This is a genomic window from Falsiroseomonas sp., assembly GCF_051859025.1.
GTDB lineage: Bacteria > Pseudomonadota > Alphaproteobacteria > Acetobacterales > Acetobacteraceae > Falsiroseomonas.
This window is the reverse complement of sequence record NZ_JBHYGL010000009.1, coordinates 100730-123520: the sequence shown is the minus strand read 5'-3', so window position 1 is coordinate 123520 and position 22791 is coordinate 100730. Positions and strand designations below refer to the sequence as shown.

At 71.9% G+C, this 22791-nt stretch carries 28 protein-coding genes; 13 read left to right on the top strand and 15 right to left on the bottom strand.

The window, feature by feature from the left end:
* Window positions 1-6: 6 nt before the first annotated feature.
* The 9 genes from fliP to flgF all read right to left on the bottom strand — a co-directional run bounded on the left by fliP (window position 7) and on the right by flgF (window position 6180).
* On the bottom strand, window positions 7-762 hold the full coding sequence (gene fliP, locus ACTIE5_RS11050; protein ID WP_439549751.1) for a flagellar type III secretion system pore protein FliP: 756 nt from the start codon (window positions 760-762) through the stop codon (window positions 7-9).
* Window positions 762-1037: a hypothetical protein gene (locus tag ACTIE5_RS11045; RefSeq protein ID WP_439549750.1), complete on the bottom strand. Its 276-nt coding sequence runs from the start codon at window positions 1035-1037 to the stop codon at window positions 762-764. The genes fliP and ACTIE5_RS11045 overlap by 1 nt, the downstream gene beginning before the upstream one ends.
* Window positions 1038-1114: 77 nt before the next feature.
* Window positions 1115-1495 (bottom strand): hypothetical protein, encoded by a 381-nt coding sequence (locus ACTIE5_RS11040; RefSeq protein ID WP_439549749.1) that lies wholly within the window; start codon window positions 1493-1495, stop codon window positions 1115-1117.
* Window positions 1492-1764 carry a rod-binding protein gene (locus tag ACTIE5_RS11035; protein WP_439549748.1) on the bottom strand — a complete coding sequence of 91 codons (273 nt, stop codon included), beginning with the start codon at window positions 1762-1764 and terminating at the stop codon, window positions 1492-1494. The genes ACTIE5_RS11040 and ACTIE5_RS11035 overlap by 4 nt, the downstream gene beginning before the upstream one ends.
* 38 nt (window positions 1765-1802) lie before the next feature.
* Entirely contained in the window at window positions 1803-2900 is a 1098-nt protein-coding gene (locus ACTIE5_RS11030; RefSeq protein WP_439549747.1) for a flagellar basal body P-ring protein FlgI, read from the bottom strand.
* 2 nt (window positions 2901-2902) lie between these two features.
* Window positions 2903-3622 carry a flagellar basal body L-ring protein FlgH gene (flgH, locus tag ACTIE5_RS11025; RefSeq protein WP_439549746.1) on the bottom strand — a complete coding sequence of 240 codons (720 nt, stop codon included), beginning with the start codon at window positions 3620-3622 and terminating at the stop codon, window positions 2903-2905.
* Window positions 3619-4629 carry a flagellar basal body P-ring formation chaperone FlgA gene (gene flgA / locus ACTIE5_RS11020; protein ID WP_439549745.1) on the bottom strand — a complete coding sequence of 337 codons (1011 nt, stop codon included), beginning with the start codon at window positions 4627-4629 and terminating at the stop codon, window positions 3619-3621. The genes flgH and flgA overlap by 4 nt, the downstream gene beginning before the upstream one ends.
* Window positions 4629-5414 (bottom strand): flagellar basal-body rod protein FlgG, encoded by a 786-nt coding sequence (gene flgG, locus ACTIE5_RS11015; RefSeq protein ID WP_092953915.1) that lies wholly within the window; start codon window positions 5412-5414, stop codon window positions 4629-4631. Before flgG ends, flgA begins: the two co-directional genes overlap by 1 nt.
* Before the next feature lie 22 nt (window positions 5415-5436).
* The gene (flgF, locus tag ACTIE5_RS11010; protein ID WP_439549744.1) at window positions 5437-6180 is read right to left on the bottom strand and encodes a flagellar basal-body rod protein FlgF; all 744 of its coding nucleotides are present in this window, start codon (window positions 6178-6180) and stop codon (window positions 5437-5439) included.
* 241 nt (window positions 6181-6421) lie between these two features.
* Between flgF and ACTIE5_RS11005 the strand changes: the two genes are divergently transcribed.
* The 13 genes from ACTIE5_RS11005 (at window position 6422) to ACTIE5_RS10945 (ending at window position 16145) form a co-directional block, all read left to right on the top strand.
* A complete protein-coding gene (locus ACTIE5_RS11005; RefSeq protein WP_439549743.1) occupies window positions 6422-6913 on the top strand; it encodes a flagellar basal body-associated FliL family protein in 492 nt (163 codons plus the stop codon).
* Window positions 6910-8052, top strand: a complete 1143-nt coding sequence (gene fliM, locus ACTIE5_RS11000) for a flagellar motor switch protein FliM (RefSeq protein WP_439549742.1) — start codon at window positions 6910-6912, stop codon at window positions 8050-8052. Before ACTIE5_RS11005 ends, fliM begins: the two co-directional genes overlap by 4 nt.
* On the top strand, window positions 8049-8477 hold the full coding sequence (locus ACTIE5_RS10995) for a DUF6468 domain-containing protein (protein ID WP_439549741.1): 429 nt from the start codon (window positions 8049-8051) through the stop codon (window positions 8475-8477). The genes fliM and ACTIE5_RS10995 overlap by 4 nt, the downstream gene beginning before the upstream one ends.
* Window positions 8474-9055 (top strand): MotE family protein, encoded by a 582-nt coding sequence (locus ACTIE5_RS10990; protein WP_439549740.1) that lies wholly within the window; start codon window positions 8474-8476, stop codon window positions 9053-9055. The genes ACTIE5_RS10995 and ACTIE5_RS10990 overlap by 4 nt, the downstream gene beginning before the upstream one ends.
* Window positions 9056-9117: 62 nt before the next feature.
* Window positions 9118-9504 carry a chemotaxis response regulator CheY gene (locus tag ACTIE5_RS10985; RefSeq protein WP_092953897.1) on the top strand — a complete coding sequence of 129 codons (387 nt, stop codon included), beginning with the start codon at window positions 9118-9120 and terminating at the stop codon, window positions 9502-9504.
* Window positions 9497-10012, top strand: coding sequence for a protein phosphatase CheZ (locus ACTIE5_RS10980; protein ID WP_439549739.1), 516 nt, complete (start codon window positions 9497-9499; stop codon window positions 10010-10012). The genes ACTIE5_RS10985 and ACTIE5_RS10980 overlap by 8 nt, the downstream gene beginning before the upstream one ends.
* 82 nt (window positions 10013-10094) lie before the next feature.
* Entirely contained in the window at window positions 10095-12779 is a 2685-nt protein-coding gene (locus ACTIE5_RS10975) for a hypothetical protein (protein ID WP_439549738.1), read from the top strand.
* Between the two features lie 77 nt (window positions 12780-12856).
* Window positions 12857-13243 carry a flagellar basal body rod protein FlgB gene (gene flgB, locus ACTIE5_RS10970; RefSeq protein ID WP_439549737.1) on the top strand — a complete coding sequence of 129 codons (387 nt, stop codon included), beginning with the start codon at window positions 12857-12859 and terminating at the stop codon, window positions 13241-13243.
* A gap of 14 nt (window positions 13244-13257) precedes the next feature.
* The gene (gene flgC / locus ACTIE5_RS10965) at window positions 13258-13668 is read left to right on the top strand and encodes a flagellar basal body rod protein FlgC (RefSeq protein ID WP_092953885.1); all 411 of its coding nucleotides are present in this window, start codon (window positions 13258-13260) and stop codon (window positions 13666-13668) included.
* The gene (locus ACTIE5_RS10960; protein WP_439549736.1) at window positions 13665-13976 is read left to right on the top strand and encodes a flagellar hook-basal body complex protein FliE; all 312 of its coding nucleotides are present in this window, start codon (window positions 13665-13667) and stop codon (window positions 13974-13976) included. The genes flgC and ACTIE5_RS10960 overlap by 4 nt, the downstream gene beginning before the upstream one ends.
* A gap of 44 nt (window positions 13977-14020) precedes the next feature.
* Window positions 14021-14299, top strand: coding sequence for a flagellar biosynthetic protein FliQ (locus tag ACTIE5_RS10955; RefSeq protein ID WP_092953879.1), 279 nt, complete (start codon window positions 14021-14023; stop codon window positions 14297-14299).
* 22 nt (window positions 14300-14321) lie between these two features.
* Complete coding sequence (locus tag ACTIE5_RS10950; protein ID WP_439549735.1) at window positions 14322-15089, top strand: flagellar biosynthetic protein FliR; 768 nt, start codon at window positions 14322-14324, stop codon at window positions 15087-15089.
* A gap of 3 nt (window positions 15090-15092) precedes the next feature.
* Entirely contained in the window at window positions 15093-16145 is a 1053-nt protein-coding gene (locus ACTIE5_RS10945; RefSeq protein ID WP_439549734.1) for an EscU/YscU/HrcU family type III secretion system export apparatus switch protein, read from the top strand.
* Window positions 16146-16149: 4 nt separating this feature from the next.
* Here the strand turns inward: ACTIE5_RS10945 and ACTIE5_RS10940 are convergent, their stop codons facing one another.
* From ACTIE5_RS10940 to ACTIE5_RS10915, 6 genes are read right to left on the bottom strand one after another with little or no spacing between them, the layout of a single operon-like run.
* Window positions 16150-16566 carry a flagellar FliJ family protein gene (locus tag ACTIE5_RS10940; RefSeq protein WP_439549733.1) on the bottom strand — a complete coding sequence of 139 codons (417 nt, stop codon included), beginning with the start codon at window positions 16564-16566 and terminating at the stop codon, window positions 16150-16152.
* Window positions 16566-17909 carry a FliI/YscN family ATPase gene (locus ACTIE5_RS10935; RefSeq protein WP_439549732.1) on the bottom strand — a complete coding sequence of 448 codons (1344 nt, stop codon included), beginning with the start codon at window positions 17907-17909 and terminating at the stop codon, window positions 16566-16568. Before ACTIE5_RS10935 ends, ACTIE5_RS10940 begins: the two co-directional genes overlap by 1 nt.
* A gap of 7 nt (window positions 17910-17916) precedes the next feature.
* Complete coding sequence (locus tag ACTIE5_RS10930; protein ID WP_439549731.1) at window positions 17917-18717, bottom strand: CheR family methyltransferase; 801 nt, start codon at window positions 18715-18717, stop codon at window positions 17917-17919.
* Window positions 18714-19757 carry a chemotaxis-specific protein-glutamate methyltransferase CheB gene (cheB, locus tag ACTIE5_RS10925; RefSeq protein ID WP_439549730.1) on the bottom strand — a complete coding sequence of 348 codons (1044 nt, stop codon included), beginning with the start codon at window positions 19755-19757 and terminating at the stop codon, window positions 18714-18716. The genes ACTIE5_RS10930 and cheB overlap by 4 nt, the downstream gene beginning before the upstream one ends.
* Window positions 19754-20224: a chemotaxis protein CheW gene (locus ACTIE5_RS10920; RefSeq protein WP_439549729.1), complete on the bottom strand. Its 471-nt coding sequence runs from the start codon at window positions 20222-20224 to the stop codon at window positions 19754-19756. The genes cheB and ACTIE5_RS10920 overlap by 4 nt, the downstream gene beginning before the upstream one ends.
* Window positions 20221-22782: a hybrid sensor histidine kinase/response regulator gene (locus ACTIE5_RS10915; RefSeq protein WP_439549728.1), complete on the bottom strand. Its 2562-nt coding sequence runs from the start codon at window positions 22780-22782 to the stop codon at window positions 20221-20223. Before ACTIE5_RS10915 ends, ACTIE5_RS10920 begins: the two co-directional genes overlap by 4 nt.
* Between the last annotated feature and the right edge of the window lie 9 nt (window positions 22783-22791).

Below are 22791 nucleotides of genomic sequence, written 5' to 3'. Positions count from 1 at the left end.
CATTTCTCAACCGTTGCCGACGCCGAAGCCCTGCACCAGGCTGCCCGCGATCAGCTGCCAACCATCGACCAGCACGAAGAAGACGAGCTTGAAGGGCAGCGAGATCGCCGGCGGCGGCAGCATCATCATGCCGAGGCCCATCAGCACGCTGGCCACGACGATGTCGATGATCAGGAAGGGCAGGAACAGCAGGAAGCCGATCTCGAAGGCACGGCGCAATTCGCCGACCATGAAGGCGGGCACCAGGGCGCGCCAGGGCACTTCCTCCCCGGCCGCGGGAACGGGCAGGTTCGCGAGGTCGAGGAACAGTGCGAGGTCGGCATCCCGCGCATGCGTCACCATGAAGGCGCGGAACGGTTCCGCCGCCGCCTTCAGCCCCGCGATCTCATCCAGCGTGCCCTGCGACATCGGTTGCAGGCCCAGCGCCCAGGATTGTTCCATCACGGGCTGCATGACGAACCAGGTCAGGAACAGCGCCAGGCCGATCAGGACGGGGTTCGGCGGCACGCCCTGCGCGCCGATGGCGCTGCGCAGCAGCGACAGCACGATGATGATGCGCCCGAAGGCGGTCGCCATCACGAGCAGGGACGGCGCGAGCGACAGCAGGCCGATCAGCGCCGTCAACTGCACCAGGCGGGCGGTCGCGCCCGCGCCGCCCTGCTGGCCCATGTCGATGTTGACGCTCTGCGCCAGCGCCAGGCTCGGCACCAGCAGTATCATACCGCCCAGGAGGCAGCCCAGGAGGATCAGGATGCGGCGCATCAGCCCTCCCCCGCCTGCGACGTTGTCGAAAGGGGCATGAGCACGTCCTGCGGCCCGCCGGTGAGAAGGAGCATCGGGCGGTTGTCGCAGCGCAGCAGCAGCAGACGGCGGCGGCCGTCGATCGGCAGCGATTCCTCGACTGCCAGGCGGCGCGTGCCGCTGCCGGCAGCCGCCGGCGCCCAGCCGAGGCGTCGCATGCCGCGCGCGAGCAGCATGATGAGGATCAGGACGCCAGCCAGCGCAGCCAGTGCCGTCCCGATCGATTGGGGGTCCATGAAGCCGGCCTCCTGCCGTGCCAGTCGATGGACCTGAAGGAGAACCCTGGCCGTTTATTCGCTGTTAACCGAGCGGATCAGGCGCGGACGGAGAAGGCGACCGCGCCGGCACCCGGGCGCGCGGGGCGCGCATAGCCGGGCATGCCATTGCCTTCCGGCCGCGTGGCGACGCGCGCGATGGCCTTCACCACGCGGGCCTGCAGCGCCAGCGCATCCTCCAGCGCCGCGCGGTTGGCGGCGGCGCTATCGCGCAGCCCGTCCACTAGCATCGCGACGCGGTGATCCAGCGGGCCGTCGGTATCGAGGCTGGCGCGGACCTTCACGAAATGCTCCACCGCGATGGTCTTGGCTGGCTGCAACGCCGCGGCGGCGCGCAGGTCGCCGGCCTTCAGCGCGGCCGTCTCCTCCCGCAGCAGGGCTTCCAGGACCTCGGCGGTCTCGATCAGGTTCATGGTCATCGGCTGGTCCTCTGCATTTCCCTCAAGACCGACGCGGCCAGGCCCAATCCGCCCTGGCGCGCGACGGCATTGCCCATTTCCTGCACCAGCATGGGGCGCCATTGCGCCTCACCCGGTCCGCCGGAGAACAGGCCCTTGCTTGCCATGCCTGCGAACATCGGCTGGAGCAGCGCGCCCAGCACCTGGCCCTCGAAATTCTGTGCCGCGGCGCGCTGCGCGGCGGTTGTGGTCCCGGCGGCTGGCGCGCGGGGCGCGTTGATGGCGGGCATGATGCCGCCTGGCGGACGCGATGGGATTTCCATGGCCACTACCTCACTTCCAGTTCGGCCTGCAGGGCGCCGGCCGCCTTGATGGTCTGCAGGATGGAGATCATGTCGCGCGGCCCGACACCCAGCTGGTTCAGCCCCTGCACGAGGTCCTGCAGCGTGGTGCCGCCGCGGAGGATGCCGAGCCGCCTTTCGTTCTGGTCGTCCACTTCGATGTTGGTCCGGGGCACCACCACGGTCTGGCCGTTGGACAGAGCCCCCGGCTGGCTCACCTGCGGCGTTTCCGTCACGCGGATGGTCAGGTTGCCCTGCGCGATGGCCACGGTGGAGATGCGGACATTCGCGCCCATGACGATGGTGCCGGAGGCTTCCTCGATCACCACGCGCGCGACGTTGTCGGGCTCCACGCGCAGCTGCTCGATCTCCGCGATGAAGCCGATGGCGTCGCGGCCAGCGAGGGAGATGGTGACGCTGCGGGGATCCGTCGCGCTGGCGGGGTTGCCGGGGGCGAAGCGGTTCACCGCGGCGGCAATGCGCCGCGCCGTGGTCAGGTCCGGGTTGCGCAGCGCCAGGCGGACGACGGGGCGGGAGGCGAAGGCGAAGGGCACTTCCCGTTCCACGATCGCGCCATTGGTGATGCGCGCCGCCGTCGGCACGCCGCGCGTGACGGAACTGGCCGCGCCGCGCGCCGCGATGGCGCCGGTGGCGACGGCGCCCTGCGCCACGGCATAGACTTCGCCATCCGCGCCCAGGAGCGGCGTCACCACCAGCGTGCCGCCGGTGAGGTTCGTGGCATCGCCCAGCGCGGAGACGGAGATGTCGATGCGGCTGCCGGTGCGGGCAAAGCCCGGCAGGTTCGCCGTGACCATCACGGCCGCGACGTTGCGCGTCTCCAGCTGGCGTTCCTGGTCGCGCGTATTGACGCCGAGGCGTTCCAGCATGCCGATCAGCGACTGGCGCGTGAACACCGCGTTGCGCAGGCGGTCGCCGGTTCCGTTCAGGCCGACGACGAGGCCGTAGCCCACCAGCTGGTTGTCGCGCATGCCTTCGACATCCGCGATGTCCTTGACGCGCACGCCGCCCTGGCCGAAGGCGGGCAGGGAGACGAGCAGGCCGAGCAGGAAGATGAGGCTGCGCATGGTCAGAACGGCAGGATGATGTCGAGCAGCTGCTGCCCGTAGCGGGGCTGCTGCACATCGCTCATCGTGCCGCGCCCGCCATAGGCGATCCGCGCTTCCGCCAGCCGGTCATGCTTGACCGTGTTGTCGCTGGCGATGTCCTGCGGCCGGATGATGCCGGAGACCTGGAGGTCGCGCAGTTCATGATTGACCCGCACCTGCTGGCGCCCCGCGACGACAAGGTTGCCGTTCGGCAGCGTCTGCGTGACCGTGGCGGCAACGCGCAGCGTGACGGTTTCCGTCCGCTGGATCTGGCCGGAGCCGGCGGAGGAACTGTCGGAAGCGCCAGAGACGAGGCGGGAGGGATCGATGCCCCCTGGCAGCAGGCGCGCATAGCTGGATTCGATGCCCAGGATCCGCGGCAGCCCCAGCGATTCGGTGTTGGCGCGCGACCGTTCCGTGGTGTTCTGCAGCTGTGCGCGATCCTCGATGGCGACGAGGACGGTGACGAGGTCGCCGACCTGTGCCGCGCGCTGGTCGCGCAGGAAGGTCCGGCTGCCCTGGCGCCACAGCGAATTGGCTTCCGCCGGCACAGTCTGCGCGGCCGGCATCGGCATGCTGATGGGGCGGGCACCGCCCGGGTTCTCGATCGGCGCCATCGAAGGCGCGCGGCCGAGTTCCGACAGCCGTTCCGAACAGCCCGCCAGCGACAGGACCAGGATAAGGGGGAGGGCGGGCTTCATCTTGAGGCTTGTTCCCTGCGGTTGACGCGGGCGGCGATGGCGGGAGGCAGGCTGTTGGCGGGTGCGGTGCCGATGGCGCGGGCGCGGCCCGGGCCCAGCACCTCCGCCTGCACGACGCTGCCGGTGCCGAGGTTGAGGACAAGGACGGTCCGCCCGCGGAACCCGTCCTCCAGCGCGCGGGCCTGCGCGATGAGTGTCAGGCCGGGCGCCTGATGCGTGAGCTGCACGATGGAATCGCGGGGGATGACCGGCACGGCCACGACATCGGCGGCGGCCAGTGCCTGTCCAGCGGCGACGGCGCGGCGAAGGCGCTGGCCCACGACCAGATCCGCATCCTCCGCTGCATTCGCGGCGGCGCGATCCACCGCGTGGCGCGTGACGGTGACGTCGGCGGGCATCACCATTTCCCCGGCCCGCAAGGCCCGGGCGGCGACGACGACATCGCGCATGGCGACGGCGCGGCCGCTGACACGCTGGTTGAAGGTGGGCATGCCCTCCGCCACCACGACCAGCGTGGCGGAGAAGCGGCGCGTGGCGCCATCCCACAGCGCGCCATCGACGGCGATGCGGGCATCCGGTGCGCCGGCGGGCAGGTTGGGGGGCTGGAAGCCCGGGATGTCGAGTTCCAGTTCCGGATCGGCGCCCAGCGCCACCAGTTCCAGCCGCAGCGGTTCCAGCACTTCCTCCCGCCGCATGGCGCGGCCGGGGCGTTCCACGACAACCCGCTCATCGCCCGCCATCGGGCGCCAGGCCAGGCCGTAGTCGCGCGCGATGGCGGCGAGCTGCGCTGCCTCGACCACGAAGCGCCGGCCCGGCGCGGGGGCGGGGCCGAGCGTCGTATCGGCGCGCGGGCCCGCATTCTCGAAGATGTCGCCCAGCGTCACGACCGACGCCTCCACCACCGCCTGCGCGCGGGGCGCGGGGGCCTGCGCGCGCGCTGCAGGCCCCTGCACGAGAACCGGCAGGGCGAGCAGCGACAGCGCCAGCAGGGACGACAGCGCGCGCATCAGCGCATCCGCGTCAGGGTGGACAGCATCTCGTCACCCGCAGTGATGACCTTGCTGTTCATCTCATAGGCGCGCTGCGCGGTGATGAGGTTCGTGATCTCCTGCACCACGTTCACGTTGCTCGACTCAAGAAAACCCTGCTGGATCTGGCCGTAGCCGACCGCGCCGGGCACGCCGGGCTGCGCCTGGCCCGATGCGGGCGTGGCGAGGAAGAGGTTGTCGCCTGTCGCTTCCAGCCCGCCCTCATTCGGGAAGATCGCGACCTGGATCTGGCCGACATTCTGGGGCTGCACCTGGCCATCCAGCTTCACGAGCACTTCACCGGCCGCGTTGATCGTCACGTCGCGCGCCGCGGCCGGCACGACGATGCCGCCGGCGACGGGGAAGCCATCCGCCGTGACGATCGTGCCATCCGGCGCCAGGCCGAAGCTGCCCGCGCGGGTATAGGCGGTCTCGCCGGACGGCAGCGTGATGGGGAAGTAGCCATTGCCGCGCACCGCGAGGTCGAAGCGGTTTTCCGTCTGTGTCAGGCTGCCCTGTTCGGAGATGCGGTAGATCGCCGCCGTGCGCACGCCGAGGCCGAGCTGCGCGCCGGAGGGCAGCACCGTGCCCTGGTCGGAGCTCTGCGAGCCCGCGCGGCGCAGGTTCTGGTAGATCAGGTCCTGGAATTCGGCACGGCGGCGCTTGTAGCCCGTCGTGCTCATATTCGCGATGTTGTTGGAGATGACTTCGACGTTGGTCTGCTGGGCCTGAAGGCCGGTCGCGGCGATATCGAGTGCGCGCATGGCGTTGTCGGTTCCTGTTCGTTCAGCGGCGGCGGAGGATGCGGTCGACGGCGGTGCCGAGCCGCTCGCTTTCCTTTTCGATGAATTGCGCGGCGAACTGGAATTCACGCAGGCCCGCGGTCAGGCGCGTCAGCTCCGCCACCGGGCTGACATTGGATTCCTCGACAGCCCCCTGCACCACGCCGGGTGCCTCGACGGGCAGCGCATCCATACCCTGCGGGGCGTTGAACAGGCGGCTGCCTTCGGCCTGGAGGCGCTGCGCATCCTCGAACCGCACCACGCGAAGGCGGCCGATGGGCCCGCTTTCGCTTTGCAGCGTGCCATCGCCCTTCACCTCGATCCGCACATCGCCGGGCGGCAGGGTCAGCGGCTGGCCGCCCTCGCCCAGAACGGCGTTGCCCTCGGCGTCCACCACGCGGCTGTCGGGAGACAGGGTGAAATGGCCGGCACGGGTGAAGCGTTCGCCGCGCGGCGTCTCCACCGCGAAGAAGCCGTCGCTGCCAAGCGCCAGGTCCAGCGGATTGCCGGTCTGCCGCAGGCTGCCGGCGGCCATGTTGCGCCAGGTGGCGCGGTCCTGCGTGAAGGCGAGCTGGTCGCCGCCCGCCGGCGTCTCCGCGCCCGACTGGCGCGCGATGTGCTGGGCGAAGATGGTCTGGCTGGCCTTGAATCCCGGCGTGCCGGCATTGGCGATGTTCGCCGCCAGCACATCCGTGGCGCGCGATTGCGCGGCCAGGCGTGACAGGACGATGTAGCCAGGCGTGTCCATGCGCCGCGGTCCTTCCTGGTCGCATCCCCCGAAGCCGGGCGATGCGCGATGGGGCAGGCGGTCGGGATCTTCGCGACCGCCTCGTCGGCCTTCCGGCCAGCAAGGGTCCACGGCAGCTCTTCCGCCTCGGGTCTCGATCTACGGTCCAGTTGTTGCCGGGGTCTGAAGGGGGGTTCCACCGGGCAAGGACGCGTTAACAGCCGGGGCATAGATCGATCCTGCATTCCAGGACGGGGGCCCCATGACCGACGGCGCAGCAGCAGCGAAGGACGCACCGGCGAAGAAGGGAAAGTCGCGCCTCATCATCATCGGTGCCGCCGTGGTCCTGCTCGCCGGTGGCGGGGCGGGCGCCGCCTTCTTCCTGCAGCTCGGCCCCTTCGCCGGCGGCGCCGCCCAGCATGACGAAGTGGGCGCTGCGCAGGCCGCGCCGCCGGTCTTCGTCGAGATCCCCGACATCGTCGCGAACCTCAATGCCGGGGCGCGCCGCCCATCCTTCGTCCGCCTCAAGGCGCGGCTCGAGGTCGCGCGGCGGGAGGATGTGGCGATCGCCACCGCCGCCATGCCGCGCCTGCAGGACCTGTTCACCACCTATCTGCGGGAGATGCGGCCGGAGGAGCTGCGCGGCAGCGTCGGCACACAGCGGCTGCGGGAGGAATTGCTGGCCCGCGCCAATCTGGCGACGCGCGCCGGCACCGTCACGGATGTCCTCTTCGTCGAACTGATCGTGCAATGAGCGACGACCCGACGCTTCCCGCCGCCGAGGAACCCGCGGAGGATGATTGGGGCGCCGCCCTGGCCGAGGCCGGGGAGGATGACCTGGCCGCCCAGGCGGCGGCGGAGCGCATCCTGCTGGAAGCACCCCCCCTGCCCGCCGCGGCGGAGCCGACGCGGGTGCTCAACCAGGCCGAGATCGACAGCCTGCTCGGCTTCGGCAACGGCGATGGCGGCAATGATGGCGGCGGCAGCGGGATGGAGCGCGTCATCGCGCGCGGCCTCGTCTCCTACGAACGCCTGCCGATGCTGGAGATCGTCTTCGACCGGCTGGTGCGCATCCTGTCCACCACGCTGCGCAACTTCACCTCCGACACGGTCGAGGTCTCGATCGACGAGATCCAGTCGCTGCGCTTCGGGGACTACCTGAACTCCATTCCCCTGCCCGCCATGCTGTCCGTCTTCAAGGCGGAGGAATGGGACAATTACGGCCTGGTCGTCGTCGATTCCGCGCTGATCTATTCGGTGGTCGACGTGCTGCTCGGCGGGCGGCGCGGCACCTCCGCCATGCGGATCGAGGGGCGCCCCTACACCACCATCGAGCGCACGCTGGTGGAGCGCCTGGTGAACGTCGTGATGAACGACCTGTCGGAGGCCTTCGCGCCGCTCTCCCCCGTGCGCTTCAAGTTCGAGCGGCTGGAGGTGAACCCGCGTTTCGCAATGATCTCCCGCGCCTCCAACGCCGCGGTGCTGGTGCGGCTGCGCATCGACATGGACAGCCGAGGCGGCGAGCTGCAGCTGCTGCTGCCCTACGCGACGCTGGAGCCGGTGCGCGACCTGCTGCTGCAGCAGTTCATGGGCGAGAAGTTCGGCCGCGACAGCATCTGGGAAACACATCTGGCCGAGGAGTTGAGGCAGACGGGCGTCGCGCTCGACGTCGTGCTGGATGAGCAGACCATGGCCCTTTCCGATGTGCTGCGCCTGCAGGTAGGCGACCAGATCCTGCTGAGTGTCGGCCCCGGCGCGCCGGTGCGGCTGCGCTGCGGGGAGACATCGTTGTTCGAAGGGCTGGTTGGCCGCCGCAACGACCGTCTGGCGGTGCGGATCGAGAATGTGCTGGCGCGCGAAGACGCCGGCCGGGCGGCGGAGGATGCGGCATGAGCGCGGCGATGATGGAATGGCTGCTGGAAGCGGCGCTGGTGGTGGGGATCGTTGCCGCCCTGCCAGCCGCGCTGCGGCTGGAACGGGCGCTGAGCAGCCTCAGCAAGGACAAATCCGCCGTCATGGACAGCGTGCGCGGCTTCACGGAAGCGACGAAGCAGGCGGAAGCCTCCATCGTGCGCCTGCGGGCCACGGCCGACAGCGCGTCCCGCAGCGTGGCGGAACAGGTGCAGGCCGCGTCGGCGCTGCGCGATGATCTGCGCTTCCTGACGGAACGCGCCGGCGTCGCGGCGGATCGCCTGGATACGGGCCTGCGCGGCGGCGGGCGTGGCCCGGCACCGGAACCCGCGGCAACCAGCGCCATACCGCGCGCACGCGCCGAACAGGAATTGCTGCGCGCCATCAGCCGGAGCCGCAGCGCATGAACGCCGCCAATGCCGTGCGCGTCCTCCTCGTCATCGCGGGCTTCCTGCTCGGGCTGAAGGGCATGGCGCTGGTGCGCGAATTCCCCGGCATGACGAGCGGCCTCACCAGCTTCTCGGCCCCCGCCATGGCGGCGGACCCGCCGCCTGCGGCGGCACCCGCCGTCGCGGCCAGCGCCACCGATGCGATGGCCGCGGGCCTGAGGGCGCGGCGGGAGGCGCTGGAGGATCGCGAACGGGCCATCGCCACGCGGGAAGCCCTGCTGGCCGTGGCCGAGCAGCGCCTGGCCGCGCGGCTGTCGGAGCTGACCGCCCTGCAGGGCCGCCTGGAACAGGCCGATATCGATGCGCGGGACCGCGAGGAATCGCACTGGCGCACCATGGCCAAGCTGTATGAGACGATGCGGCCGCGCGAAGCCGCCGCCGTCTTCAACGAACTCGACCTGCCCGTCCTCGTGCAGGTCGTCGAACGGATGAACGACCGCAAGGCCGCCCCCGTTCTCGGCGCCATGCTGCCGGACAGGGTCCGCCAGCTCACCGTCGAACTCGCCCGCCTCCGCGCCGCACGCCCCCCCGCCTGACCGCGGATCGCGTGACCCATACGGCCTGAACACGCCGCCTGAACAGAAGGGACAGGACTGCCATGACCATCGACCGCAACATGAAGGTTCTCGTTGTCGACGACTACAAGACGATGACGCGCATCATCCGCAACCTGCTGAAGCAGATCGAGTTCAACGAGACCGACGAGGCGTCCGACGGGCATGAGGCACTGGCCAAGCTGCGCGCCGGCAATTTCGGCCTGGTGATCAGCGACTGGAACATGCAGCCGATGACGGGGCTCGACCTGCTGAAGGAGGTTCGCGCCGATGCGCGCCTGAAGCACCTGCCCTTCATCATGGTGACGGCGGAGAGCAAGACGGAGAATGTGGTCGCCGCCAAGCAGGCCGGCGTGTCCAACTACATCGTCAAGCCCTTCAACGCGGAGACGCTGCGCGACAAGATCGAGAAGGTGCTGGTCCATGCCTGACCAGGCGCCGTCCGTCGCGATCCGGGGCGACCTGGACACGACCGTCCAGTCCTTGATGTCGGAGCTTGATGCGTTGAGCCGCATCATCGCCGATGCGCGGCAGGAAGTCGCCGCGCTGCGGGCCGATGATTCGGATGTCGCGGACATCCCCGGCGCGACGGATGAGCTGGCGGCCATCGTCTCCCACACCGCCCAGGCGACGCATGAGATCCTGGACAGCTGCGAGGCGCTGGAAACGGTGGCCGCCCGCGTCGGCGACGTGGATGCCGATGTCCTCCAGCACGCGATCACGCGGATCTACGAGGCGTGTTCCTTCCAGGACATCACGGGCCAGCGCATCGCCAAGGTGGTGGCGGCGCTGCAGACGCTGGAACGGCGGATCGCACGGGCGCGGCAGGGGATTCCCGACCGCACCCCCGCGGTTGCCGCGGCGGCAACGCTGCTGAACGGCCCGCAACTGCCGGGCAACGGCATCAGCCAATCCGCCATCGACGCGTTGTTCGACTGAGGGCACGGGCGCAGCGCCGCCCGCGGCCCTGTGCCCCTTCCTGCCCCGTCACCGGGGCTCGCCCAAGCCGAGGTTTCGCCCGATGTCCCGCACCCGTGTCGCCGCCTGGCTCTGCGCCGGCCTTCTCGCCCTGGGTGGACCCGTGGCCGGGCAGGACGTGCGGAGCGGATCCGCCCCTTCGGTCCGCGTCCGTACCGGCATCCACCCGACCTTCACGCGCATCGTCTTCGACTGGCCCGAGAACGTTCCCTACAGCGTCGTGCAGAACGGGGAGACGGCGGAGCTGCATTTCGGCCGCGCCGCGCGGCTGGACACGACCGCGCTCGGCCGCCCGTTGCGCAACCTGGCGGGGGCGGAGGCATCGGCGGAGGGCATGGTCTTCGCGCTGCGCCCCGGCGTGCGGGTGCGCCACCTCACGGTCGGGACATCCGTGGTGGTGGACCTGATGGATCCGGTCGCGCCCGTCGCGGCGGGGCCGCGGGGTCACCAGGGCCCCGCGCCGCAGGCACCAGTTCACTCGCCGCAGGCGCGCGCGCCGGATCGGACGCAGCCTTCGGCCAGCCAGGCCCCTGCGCCGCCCCCTGCGCCGGCCCCTGCGCCGGCCCCTGCGCCGCCCACAGGCAAGGCCATGCCGCCTGCCGCCGCGGCGCCCGTCCCGCCACCCGCACCCAGCGCGCCGGCGGCGGCCCCCATCGCCGCACCGCCGGCGCCCATCGCCGCGCCGCCGGCGCCCGCCGCCACGCCGGCCGCCAGCGCCCCCGTGTCGCCGCCGCCCATCGTCGCCGCATCGCCCGGGACAGAAGCCGGCCCCGCGCCCATCCGCCTGCCCTTCACCGGCGCCACCGCCGCCGTCATGCGCGGTGACAGCGTGCTGCTGGTGTTCGAGGACGCGACCGCCCCCGACATCGCCATGCTGCGCCGCATCAGCCCATTGCTGGCGGGGGCGGAGATCGTGGAGATGCCCGGCGGCACCGCGCTGCGCCTGCCCGCGGCATCCGGCATCAGCCGCGATGCGCAGGGCTGGCTGATCACGCCCGCCACCGGCCCGGCCCTGCGCGGCACGCCGATCGACCCCACGCGGCTTGGCAATGCGCTGTCGCTGCTGCCGGATGCGCGGCACCCGATGGCGGCGCATGCCAACATCCCCCGCCTGCTGCACCTGCGCGACGAATCCGATTCGACGCTGCTCGCACGGCGGCAGGAGCTGATGGCGCGCATCGCCGCCGCGCCCGCCGCCACAAGGGACTCGCTGCGGGGCGAATTGGCGGAGACGCTGCTCGCCCTCGGCCTGGCACCGGAAGCGCAGGCCGCGCTCAAGCTCGCCACCGGGGATGATCCGCGCCGGGTCCAGCAACCCCAGGCGCTGCTGCTCTCCGCCGCGGCCTCGCTGATCGCGGGCCGGCTGGAGGAAGCGCGGGAGGCCCTGGCCCATCCCGGCCTGCCTGCGGATGGGGAGGTTGCGCTGTGGCGCGGCATCGCCGGGATCCAGGAGGATGGGCGCGTCGCCGACCCCGCCTTCCGCGCGGCGCTGCCGCTGCTGACCGCCTATCCCGGCGCGCTGCGCAACCGGCTGCTGCCGCCCATCGCCGCCGCACTGGCCGAAGGCGGCGCCATGCGCGACGCGGCGGCGCTGGTGGAAGCGGGGGGGGAGGCATCGAACCATCCCCTCGCCCGCTTCGCCTGGGCCCGCGTGCTGGAGGCACGGAACGAGGTGGAGCCCGCGCTGCTCGGCTACTCCGTGCTGGCGGACAGCCGGGACCGCGATGCGCGCGCGCGCGCCATCGGGCGGCTGGCGGAGCTGCGCCTGGCGACCGGGCGGATCGATGCCGGCGCGGCGGCGGAAGCGCTGGAAGCCTCCATCCCCGCCTGGCGCGGCGACCGGCGCGAATTGCAGCGGCGGGAACGGGCGGCCGAACTCCGCAGCCGCGCCGGCCAGCACGCGCAGGCGCTGGCACTGATGCAGGATACCGCCGGGGCCTTCCCGGAAGCGGCGGAGAGCCTTCGCGTGGCCATGCGCGGCGCCACCGTCGCCGCGCTGGCGGATGCGAACATCCCGCCGATGGATGCGACGCGGCTGCTGGCGCAACAGCGCGCCAACCTGGTGCCCGACCCCGCGCTGGACGCCGCCGTGGCGCGCATCGCCGAACGGCTGATGGCCATGGAACTGCCCGCCCAGGCCGCGACGCTGCTGCGGGAAGCGGTGCCGGCCAGCACCGATCCCGGCGGCCTTTCCGTGCGGCTCGCGGAGGCACGGCTGGCGGAAGGCGATGCGACGGCGGCGCTGGAGGCGCTGCGCAACAGCGGCGGCGCCGCGCTGCCCGGGGAGATCGGCCTGCGCCGCGCGCTGGCGGAGGCCAAGGCCCGCCGCCAGACCGGCGACCGCGCGGGCGCGATCGGCGTGCTGCGCGCCCTCGGCCCCGATGGCGCCGCGCCCCTGTCGGAGCTGCTGGCGGAGACGCAGGACTGGACCGGCGCCGCCAGCGCCCTGGCCAGCCACATGGAGCGCTCCATGCCGGTGGACGGCCCGCTGGACGATGCCGCGCGCCGCGACCTGCTGCGCATGGCCGCCTTCCTGGCGCTGGCGGGGGACCAGACGGGCCTCGATGCGCTGCGCGACCGCTACGCGCCACGCCTGCCCGCCGGCGCCTTCACGGAAGCCTTCGCCGCGCTGGCAACACGCAGCACCGGCGCGCTGAACCTGCCGCGGCTGCGTGATGAGATTGCCGGCGCGCGCGCGCTGCAGAACCAGGCCCGCGCCCTGCGCTGACGGGCATGCGGCGCCTGACGGCGCTGACGCGCCGCCTGGTTAACAACGCTGAATCACCCCCGCGCGAAGGTCACGGCATGGACAGCAACCGCACATCGCCCATGGCGCTGGCAGAACGGCGCCTGCACTGGCTGGAACAGCGCCAGCGCGTGCTGGCGCAGAACATCGCCAATGCCGATACGCCGGGCTTCCGCCCGCGGGACCTGACGCCCTTCGCCCAGGCCATGAACACGGCGCAGCAGGCGATGGCGCAGACATCGCCGCGCCATCTGTCCGGGCCGAATGGCGATGGCCGCGCGCGCCCGGACCGGCACGCGGTGGAAACCAGCCCCGATGGCAACGGCGTCTCCCTCGACCGAGAGGCGCTGAAAGTCGCCGAGACCGACCAGGCCCATGCGATGGCCCTGGCGCTCCATCGCCGCTGGGCCGGCATGTACCGCACCGCGCTCGGCCGCGGCAGCTGAAGGAACAGGACCGCATGGATCTCGACCGCGCGCTTTCGATCTCCGCCGCCGGCATGGCCGCGCAATCGACGCGGCTGCGGGTGGTGGCGGAGAATCTGGCGAACCGGGACAGCACGGGGCAGACGCCCGGGGCCGATCCCTATCGCCGCCGCACCGTCACCTTCACCAACAACATGGACCGCGCACTCGGCGCGCCGACGCTGCGCGCGTCGCGCATCGGCACGGAGCCCGGGGCCTTCCCCGAACGCTACGAACCGCAGCACCCCGCGGCGGATGAGCGTGGCTATGTGAAGACGCCGAACGTCAACAGCCTCATGGAAGTGATGGACATGCGCGAAGCCCAGCGCAGCTACGGCGCCAATCTTTCTGTCATCGAAACTACGCGCGGCATGCTGATGCGCACGATCGAGGCCCTCCGCGGATGATGATCTCCCCGAACAACACCCCGGCGGTTGCCGCCTATCGCGCCACGGCCGGGCTTGGCGGCCCGGAGGCGCCCGGTGGCGCCGGCATCGGCGAAGGCTTCGAAGCGGTGCTCGGCCAGGTGATGCAGCAGGCCGTGGGGAAGGCCCGCGCGGCGGACCACGCCACGCAGGCGGGGCTGACCGGGCAGATGGGCACCACGGAAGTCGTGATGGCCGTCGGCCGCGCCGAACTCGCGCTGCAGACCGCGGTGGCCGTGCGCGATCGCATGGTCACGGCCTACCAGGATGTGATGCGCATGGCGGTCTGACGCCGCCCCGCGATCCGAACTGAACCGCAGGAGGCGGTTGCACCATGGGTGATGGCGATACCATCGCGCTCGCTGGCCAGCAGGCGCTGTGGACGGCGCTGCTGCTGGGCGGGCCGCTGCTGGTCCTGCTGCTGGTCATCGGCATGGCCATCGCGGTGGTGCAGGCGCTGACGCAGATCCAGGAAGCGGCGCTGGCCTTCGTGCCGAAGATGCTCGCACTGGGCATCGCGCTGCTGCTCGGCGGTTCCGCCGCCGCCGGCATCATGCGCGGCTTCACCACCACGCTGTTCGACCGCATCGTCGCGGTGGGTGGCGCGGGGTGACCATCCATTTCGTCCGCGCGGCATGACCGGTACGCCCGAACTGGCGGAGATCGCCTTCGCCGCCATGCTGCTCGTTGCACGCCTGGGCGCCTGCGGCCTGCTGCTGCCGGGGCTGGGGGAGATGGACATCCCCGCCCCCTTCCGCCTGGCGCTGGTGCTGGCCCTGGTGCCGCTGCTGCTGCCGGGCCTGATGCCAAACCTGCCGCGCGCGCCCGACGATATCGGCGCCTATGCGCTGCTGATGGGGGGCGAGGTCGCGATCGGCCTCTGGATCGGCATGCTGGCGCGGCTTGTGGCGCTCGCGCTGGTGATGGCGGGGCAGCTCGCCGGCAGCTTCATCGGCCTGTCCAGCATCTTCGCGCCCGACCCCACCATGGGCGCGGGCAGCACCGCGCTGTCCCGCTTCATGGGCCTGGCCGCGGCGGCGCTCGTGCTGTCCACCGGCCTCTATGCGCTGCCGCTGCGGGCGCTGGCGGAAAGCTATGCCGTGCTGCCGGCCGGCGCGGTGCTGGATGGCGGCTTCGCGGCCCATGCGATGGTCGAGACCAGCGCCGCCTGCCTGGTCCTCGCCATGCGGCTGGCGGCGCCGCTGCTGCTGCTGGCCGTCGTCGCGCAGGCCGCGACCGGCCTGCTGGCCCGCGTCGCGCCACAGGCGCAGGTCTTCGTCCTGGCCGCCCCCGCCCAGGTGCTGGCGGGCCTTGCCCTGTTCGCGCTGCTGCTGCCGGCGATCTTCGCGCAGTGGACGGATAGCGCCCGCGCCGCCTGGTCGCTCCTGCCGGGCCTCGGCTGAGCCATGTCCGGGGACGACAAGGACGCCGACGACAAGACCGAGGAAGCCACACCGCAGAAGCTGGAAAAGGCGCGGCGCGAAGGCGATGTCCCCCTATCGCGGGAGATGGTGCACGCCGCCTCCCTCGGCGGTGCGGCCCTCGGCCTCGCGATGCTGGGGCCGGAATCCGGGCGCGCGATGATGGAATCCGCCAGCGCCCTTTTCGCCAATGCGCACCAGTTGCAGGCGAGGGAGGCGGCGATCGAGCTGCTGGTCGCGGCGGCGCCCGCCATGCTGGGCGTTGGCGGCCTGGCCGCGATCGGCGCCGTCGCGGCGACGCTGCTGCAGACGCAGTTCCTCGTCTCCGGCAAGAGCATGATGCCCCAGTTCTCCCGCATCAACCCGATCGCCGGGGCGAAGCGCATGTTCGGGACGCATGCGCTGGAGGAATTCGCCCGCACGCTGGTCAAGCTCGGCGCCGTCGGCGTCGCGCTCTACTGGCAGGTCGAGGACATCGGATCGCTCGTCGCCGCGCTGGCGGAGGGGCCGGGCGCGCTGACGGGTGTCATCTCCACGCGCCTCGGCAGCCTGTTGTCCGCCACCCTCGTCTCCCTCTGCGGCATCGCCGCGGTGGATCTCCTCTGGGTCCGCATCCAGCACGGCCGCAAGAATCGCATGACGCGGGAGGAGATGAAGGACGAGTTCAAGGAAAGCGAGGGCGACCCGCATTTCCGCGCCCACCGCATGGCCAAGATGCGCAGCCGCGGCCGCCGGCGCCAGGTGGCGGAGGTGGCGAACGCGACGGTGCTGGTCACGAACCCCACGCACTACGCCGTCGCGCTGGCCTATGAGCGCGGCAAGGACGCCGCGCCGCGCATCATCGCCCGTGGCGTCGACGAACTCGCGGCCAAGATGCGCGCGGCGGCGGACAAGCACGGCGTGCCGATCATCCCGAACCCGCCACTGGCGCGCGCGCTCTACAAGCTGCCGGAGGATGCGCAGATCCCGGAGGAGCATTTCCGCGCGGTGGCGGAGATCATCGCCCTGGTGTGGCGCCTGAAGCAGCCGCGCCAATAGGCGGCTACAGCGCCCGCAGGCCGCGGCGCTGCGCCGCCTCGTCCAGCGCGTTCTGCTCCGCGCGCATCGCCTTGTCCCGCGCATCCTGGGCGCGGCGGTCCAGCAGCCATTCCACCGCGCGTTCGCGTGCGCGCTGCTGGGCCAGGGCGGAACGGGCAGCCTCCACGGCCTGGGTTGCCAGCGCGGCCTCGCCCACCGCCCGTTCGCGCGCGGCGCGGGCCATGGGCAGCCAGGCGGCCAGGCTGTCGGCGAATTCCCCGCCGCCGGCAGCCAGTTCCAGGTCCAGCGCGCTTCGTGCCACGGCCTCACGCTCCGCCGCCGCGGCGGCGCCGGCCTGGCGTGCCACAAGGTCACGTCGCGCCGTGGCCACTTCCAGCCCGCGCAGCTTCAGCAGCGCGGAAAGCGGATCGCGCTTCGCCATCAGCGCATCGTCTCCGCCAGGCGGATGAAGGCGTCATCGACGCCGGCACGTGCCTCATCCTTCCGCTGCGCCAGGAAACCCTCGATGCGCGGCGCGAGGCGCAGAGCCTCATCCACCGCGGGGTCGGTGCCGGCGCGATAGGCACCGAGCCGCACGAGGTCCGCCATCTCCGCCGCGATGGACAGGATGGCGCGCGCGCGCAGCACCACGGGGCGCTCCGCTTCCGTCAGGCAGCCCGGCACGGTACGGGACAGGCTGCGCAGCACATCGATCGCGGGCCAGCGGCCGCGTTCGCCGATCTTGCGGTCCAGCACCACATGGCCGTCCAGGATGCCGCGGACGGCATCGGCCACCGGCTCGTCATGGTCATCGCCCTCCACCAGCACGGTGAAGAGGCCGGTGATGTGCCCGCCCTGGTGTTCCAGGCAGGGGCCCGCGCGTTCCAGCAGCCGGGGCAGTTCCGCGAAGACACCGGGCGTATAGCCGCGCGTCGCGGGGACCTCCCCGGCCGCCAGCCCGATTTCACGGCAGGCGAGGGCGAAGCGCGTCACGCTGTCCATCATCAGCAGCACATGCTTGCCTTCGCGGGCCAGCGATTCCGCGATGGTCATCGCCGCGAAGGCGGCTTCCCGCCGCATCGGCGCGGGCGCGTCGGAGGTCGCGCAGACCACGACGCTGCGCGCCAGGCCTTCCGGGCCCAGGTCATCCTCGATGAATTCGCGCAGCTCGCGCCCGCGTTCGCCGACCAGGCAGATCACCGCCGCATCGCAATCCGCGCCGCGCGCCAGCATCGACATCAGCGTGGACTTGCCGACGCCCGATGCCGCGAACAGGCCAAGCCGCTGTCCGCGCCGCATGGTGCAAAAGCCGTCCAGCGCCCGTACGCCGAGGTCCAGCCGCGGGCCGAGCCGCGCGCGCAGCGCGGCCTCCGGCGCCTTCACCCGCACCGGCAGCGCGACGGGCCCCATCGGCAGCGGTCCCTTGCCATCCACCGGGCGCCCCAGAGGATCCACCACACGGCCGAGCCAGCCCGGCCCCGGCGACAGCGTCGCCGTGCCCGCCAGCGCGACCGGCGCGCCGAGCCTGATGCCATCCAGCGGCGCGAAGGCCACGGCGCGCGCGCCGCGCGCGGAAATGGCCACGACCTCCGCCGGCACCTCCCCTTCCGGGGAGGCGAGGGAGAGGCGCGATCCGACCGCGACGAAGCCGCTCAGCCCCGTCACCTCCACCGACAGCGCATCGATGGAAGCGACCGCGCCCGCGATCCGCTCCCCCGATCCCACGACGCGGAGCGCATCCGCGGCGCGGCGCGCGGAGAGCACGATGTTCATACGCGTAGCCACGCGATGCTCATGCGCGCTTCCACACCCCGCGCAGCCCGGGCACCGCCGCCAGCGGTGCCTGCAGGCCGAGCAGCGTTTCCGTGGCACCGAGGCAGATGACGCCATCCGGCGCCAGATGCGCGGCGCAGGCCGCGACCACGCGTTCCTTCGTCGGCGGATCGAAGTAGATGAGGACGTTGCGCAGCAGGATCACGTCGAAGGTGCCCAGCGTGCGCAGATCACCGAGCAGGTTCAGCGCCTCGAACCGGCAGCAGCGGCGCAGCTGTTCCGCCACGCGCCAGCCATCGGCCTCATGCCGGAACCAGCGCGTGCGCTGCGCGGCGGACAGGCCGCGCTCCATCTCGAAGGAGGTGTAGAGCCCGGCCCGCGCCCGTTCGACCATCGCGGCCGAGAGATCCGTGCCGAAGATGTCGAGGCGCCGGCGGAAGCCCGCTTCCTCCGCCGCGATGGCGACGGAATAGGCTTCCTGGCCGGAGGAACAGGCGGCGGACCAGATGCGGATCGGCACGCCGGCCGGCCGCGCCGCATCCAGTTCGGGCAGGACCGAATCCGCGATCTGGCGGATCGGCAGCACGTCGCGGAAGAAGCTCGTCTCGTTCGTCGTGGTCGCTTCCGCCATCTCCCGCAGCAGCGCGGGCCCGTCCGCCGTCGGCAGGCGGTTCGCGAGATCGGTCAGGGAGGACAGGCCACGCTGCTTCATCATCGGCGCGAGGCGCGCCTGCAGCAGGTAGCCCTTGTCGGCGGAGAGGGCGAGGCCGGAGACGGCGCGGATGGCCCGCGCGATCTCCGTGAATCCGGCATCAGTCATGCGGCACCTGCGATTTCGGCAACGCGCCGGGCGAGTTCCTGGATGGGCAATACTTCACGCGCGGCACCGCGTTCGACCACCGCGCCGGGCATGCCCCAGACCACGCTGCTCGCCTGGTCCTGCGCCAGTACGAGTCCGCCTGCGGCATTCACGGCGACGGCGCCGGCCCCGCCATCGCAGCCCATGCCCGTCAGCACCACGGCCGCGGCGCGGACGCCGAAGATGGCGGCAACGCTGCGCAGCATCGGGTCCACCGCCGGCCGGCAGAAATGCTCCGGCGGCGTCGTGGCCAGCGTCACTTCCGGCCCCGCCGCGACGACCAGGTGGGAACCACCCGGCGCCAGCACCGCCGTGCCGGGCACGAGGCCCGCATGGTCCTTCGCCACCGTCACCGGCACGGGGCCGAGGCGCGAAAGGTGTTCGGCCAGCATCGGGATGAAGGCATCGGGCATGTGCTGGGTCAGCAGGATCGGGATCCGTGGACGCACGCGGAAGGCGCGGAAGATCGTGGCCAGCGCTTCCGGCCCGCCGGTGGAGGCGCCGATGGCCAGCACCGCCGGCCCGCAGCCCGGCGCGATGGGCGCGCGCCGCACCGGCGCGGCCGGGGCGGGCGCGGGTTGCGGCGGCACGCCGCGGCGGCGCAGCGCGCCATTGCCCTTGATGCGGGCGATCAGTTCTTCCGCGAAGATGGCGTCCTGGCCCGGCGTCGGCTTGCCAAGGCAATCGACCGCGCCCAGCCGCATCGCCTTCATCGCGACGCCCGCGCCCTGCGCGCTGAGCGAGGAGACGACCAGCACGCGCAGCCCGGGATCGGCCTGCAGCAACAGCGGCAGGGCCGTCAGCCCGTCCATCACCGGCATCTCGAGGTCGAGGAGCGCGACATCGATGCCGCCGGCGCGTACCGCCTCCACCGCCTCCCGCCCGTTGCGGGCGCGGGAGACGACGCGGATGCCGGCCTCCCCGTCCAGGATGCGCACCACGGCGGCGCGCGCCACGGCGCTGTCGTCGCAGACCAGGACGCGCAGCGGCTCGATCGTCATCGACGCATGTCGCCGCCGCCGCGCGCCCCGAAGGCAAGGATGCGGTCGGCATCCAGTTCGATCAGCAACCCGTCATCCAGGCGATGGACGGCCACCGCATGTTCCCGCCAGGGACCACGCAGCGTATGCGGCACGTCGTCGCGCGATTCGGGGTTCACCGACAGCACTTCCCCGACGCCATCGGCCAGCAGGCTGTAGAGTTCGCCGCGCTCCTCCACCACCACATTCATGCGGGCGGCGTCGGGCGCGGCGGGCGGCAGGCCGAGGCGGTCGCGCAGATCCACCGCCGTGACGATGCGGCCGCGCAGATTCAGCAGCCCCGCCACGCCGGGCGGCGCCAGCGGCACGCGCGCGATCCTTTCGCAACGGATCACGTCGCGAATGCGGGAGACGGGGAGGCCGCAGAGCCTGCCGCCGACCTGCAGGGTCAGCAGCAATTCGGTCCCATGCGAAGCGGTGGCGGTCATGCCCGGTTCTCCTGGCCGATGGCCGCGGACAACGCGCTGAGCACGCGGTCCCGGTCGAATTTCGCGACGAAGTCATGGAAGCCGGCAGCACGGCCGCGGGCCACTTCGGTGGGACCGGCGCGACCGGTCAGCGCCACCATCGGCGTGCGCTTCCACGGGCCGTCGCGACGCACTTCCGCGAGTAGCTCGAACCCGTCCATGCCCGGCATCTCGATGTCGGTCAGCACGGCATCGAACATCGCGCCTTCCGCCCGCAGCTGCAGCGCCTGCACGGCATCCGCCTTGGCAGTCACGTCGTAGCCGGCGGAGGTCAGCGCGGGCACGACGATCTGCCGGAAGAAGCCGCTGTCTTCCACCAGCAGCAGGCGCGGCACCGTCGCATCCGGCTTGCCGAACCAGCTGGGGTCGCCCTGGCGCAGCCAATAGGCGCAGTCCAGCACATCGGTCACACGGCCGGAGACGATGGCGGAGCCGAGGAAGCCCGCCTGTTCGGCGGAGGGCCGCAGCGCCAGCGATTCCTCCACCACGTCCACGATCTCATCCACCACCAGGCCGAGCTGGCGCGAGCCGTCCTGGAAGACCAGCACGGGCTGCATCGCATCCGGTGCCGGCGGCATCCAGTGGCCGATCGGCACCAGCGGCATCAGCTGGCCGCGATACTGCGCGGCATGCTTGCCGCCCGCGACCTCGATGCTCTTGCCCGGCAGGGATTCAAGCCGCGCGATGACGCCGAGCGGCACGGCGATGGGCGTCGGCGATCCGCCGGCGCGGAACACCAGCACCTGCGTCAGATCCTCCGTCTCCACCAGGCTGTCATCCACCACGGCGCTGCCGGCGCCGACCCCGGCCATGCGGGCGATGCCGGCGGGATCGAGGATCATGATGACGCTGCCATCGCCCAGAATCGTGTTGCCGGAGAAGCCGGCCAGGTCGCGCAGGATCGGCGCGACGGGCTTCACCACGATCTCCTCCGTATCGAAGACGGTATCGACCAGCAGGCCGTAGCGGCCGGCATCGCCCTGCAGCACGGCCACGAAGCCGCCGACCGGCGCGCCGCCATCCCGCGCCGCCTCCAGCCCCAGCAGCGCGCCCAGCGCCACCAGCGGCAGCAACTGGCCGCGGAGGCGCAGCACCGGCGCGGCGTCCAGCCATTCCACCGATGCACCGCCGCCACCAAGGCCCACCAGTTCCACCACCGTGGCCTGCGGCACCGCGAAGCGTTCGCCCGCGGACTGCACCACAAGGGCGGAAACGATCGCCAGCGTCAGCGGGATGCGGATCGTCAGCGTCGTGCCGCGGCCCGAGAAGGTCTGCAGATCGACCGTGCCGCCGATGCGTTCGATGTTGCTGCGCACGACATCCATGCCGACGCCACGGCCGGACACGGCGGTGATCGCCTCCGCGGTCGAGAAGCCGGCATGGAAGACGAAGCGGGCGACATCCTCGTCCCGCATCGCCGCCAGCTCGGCCTCCGTCGCCAGGCCGCGCTGGAGCGCGCGGGCGCGGACGCGGACGAGGTCGAGGCCCCGGCCATCATCGGCGATCTCGATCACGATGCGGCCACCTTCCTGCCGCGCGGTCAGCGCGATGCGCCCCGTCTCCGGCTTGCCGGCGGCGCGGCGCAGTTCCGGCCCTTCCAGCCCGTGGTCGCAGCTGTTGCGCACGATATGGGTCAGCGGGTCGCGGATCAGTTCCAGGACCTGTCGATCCAGCTCCGTATCGCCGCCGGACATTACCAGGTCGATCCGCTTGCCGAGTTCGGTGCCGAGGTCGCGGACGATGCGCGGCAACGGGCCCCAGGCGGCGGAAACGGGCTGCATCCGCGTCTTCATCACCCCCTCCTGCATGTCGGAGGTGATGCGCGACAGGCGGGACAGCGGCGCGGCGAAGGGGGAGGCTTCCTCCCCGCGCGCGATCTGCAGCAGCTGGTTGCGGACCAGCACGAGTTCCGAGGCCAGCGTCATCAATTCGTCGAGCACGCCGAGGGAGACGCGGATGCTCTGATTCGGCAGGGCGGCGGCGGGCGCGGCCGCGGCTTCGGCCGGCGCGGCGGCCGGCGCTTCGGCCACCACGGGGGGCGGTGCGGGCAAAGCCGGCGCCTCCGTAACCACCGCGGCCTTCTCGCCTTCAGGCGTGACCCGCGCGGACGCGGCGGCGGACGGAATGGCGACAGGGGCAGGATCGCCGTTCGCCGCCGCATCCAGTGCCGCCACCAGCGCGGCATCGTCGCCCGCAGGCTCGGTGCCCGTCTCGGCCAGGCCGGAGAGGATGGTGCGGATGGCATCCACCGCGCCCAGCACGGCGGTGACGCCGGCGGGGCTGACGGAGGCCGCGCCATCGCGGTAGAGGCCCAGCAGGTTTTCCGCGGCATGGGCGACGGCGCCCAGGCGGTGCAGGCCGAGGAAGCCGGCGGCGCCCTTCACGCTATGGACGGTGCGGAAGATCTGGGCAAGCGTCTCCTTGTCCCCGCCCTGGCGTTCCAGCGCGACGAGGGCGGTATCGAGATCCGCGAGAGCTTCGCTTGTCTCTGCGAGAAACTCGGCGAGCAGGTCTTCCATCGCACATCC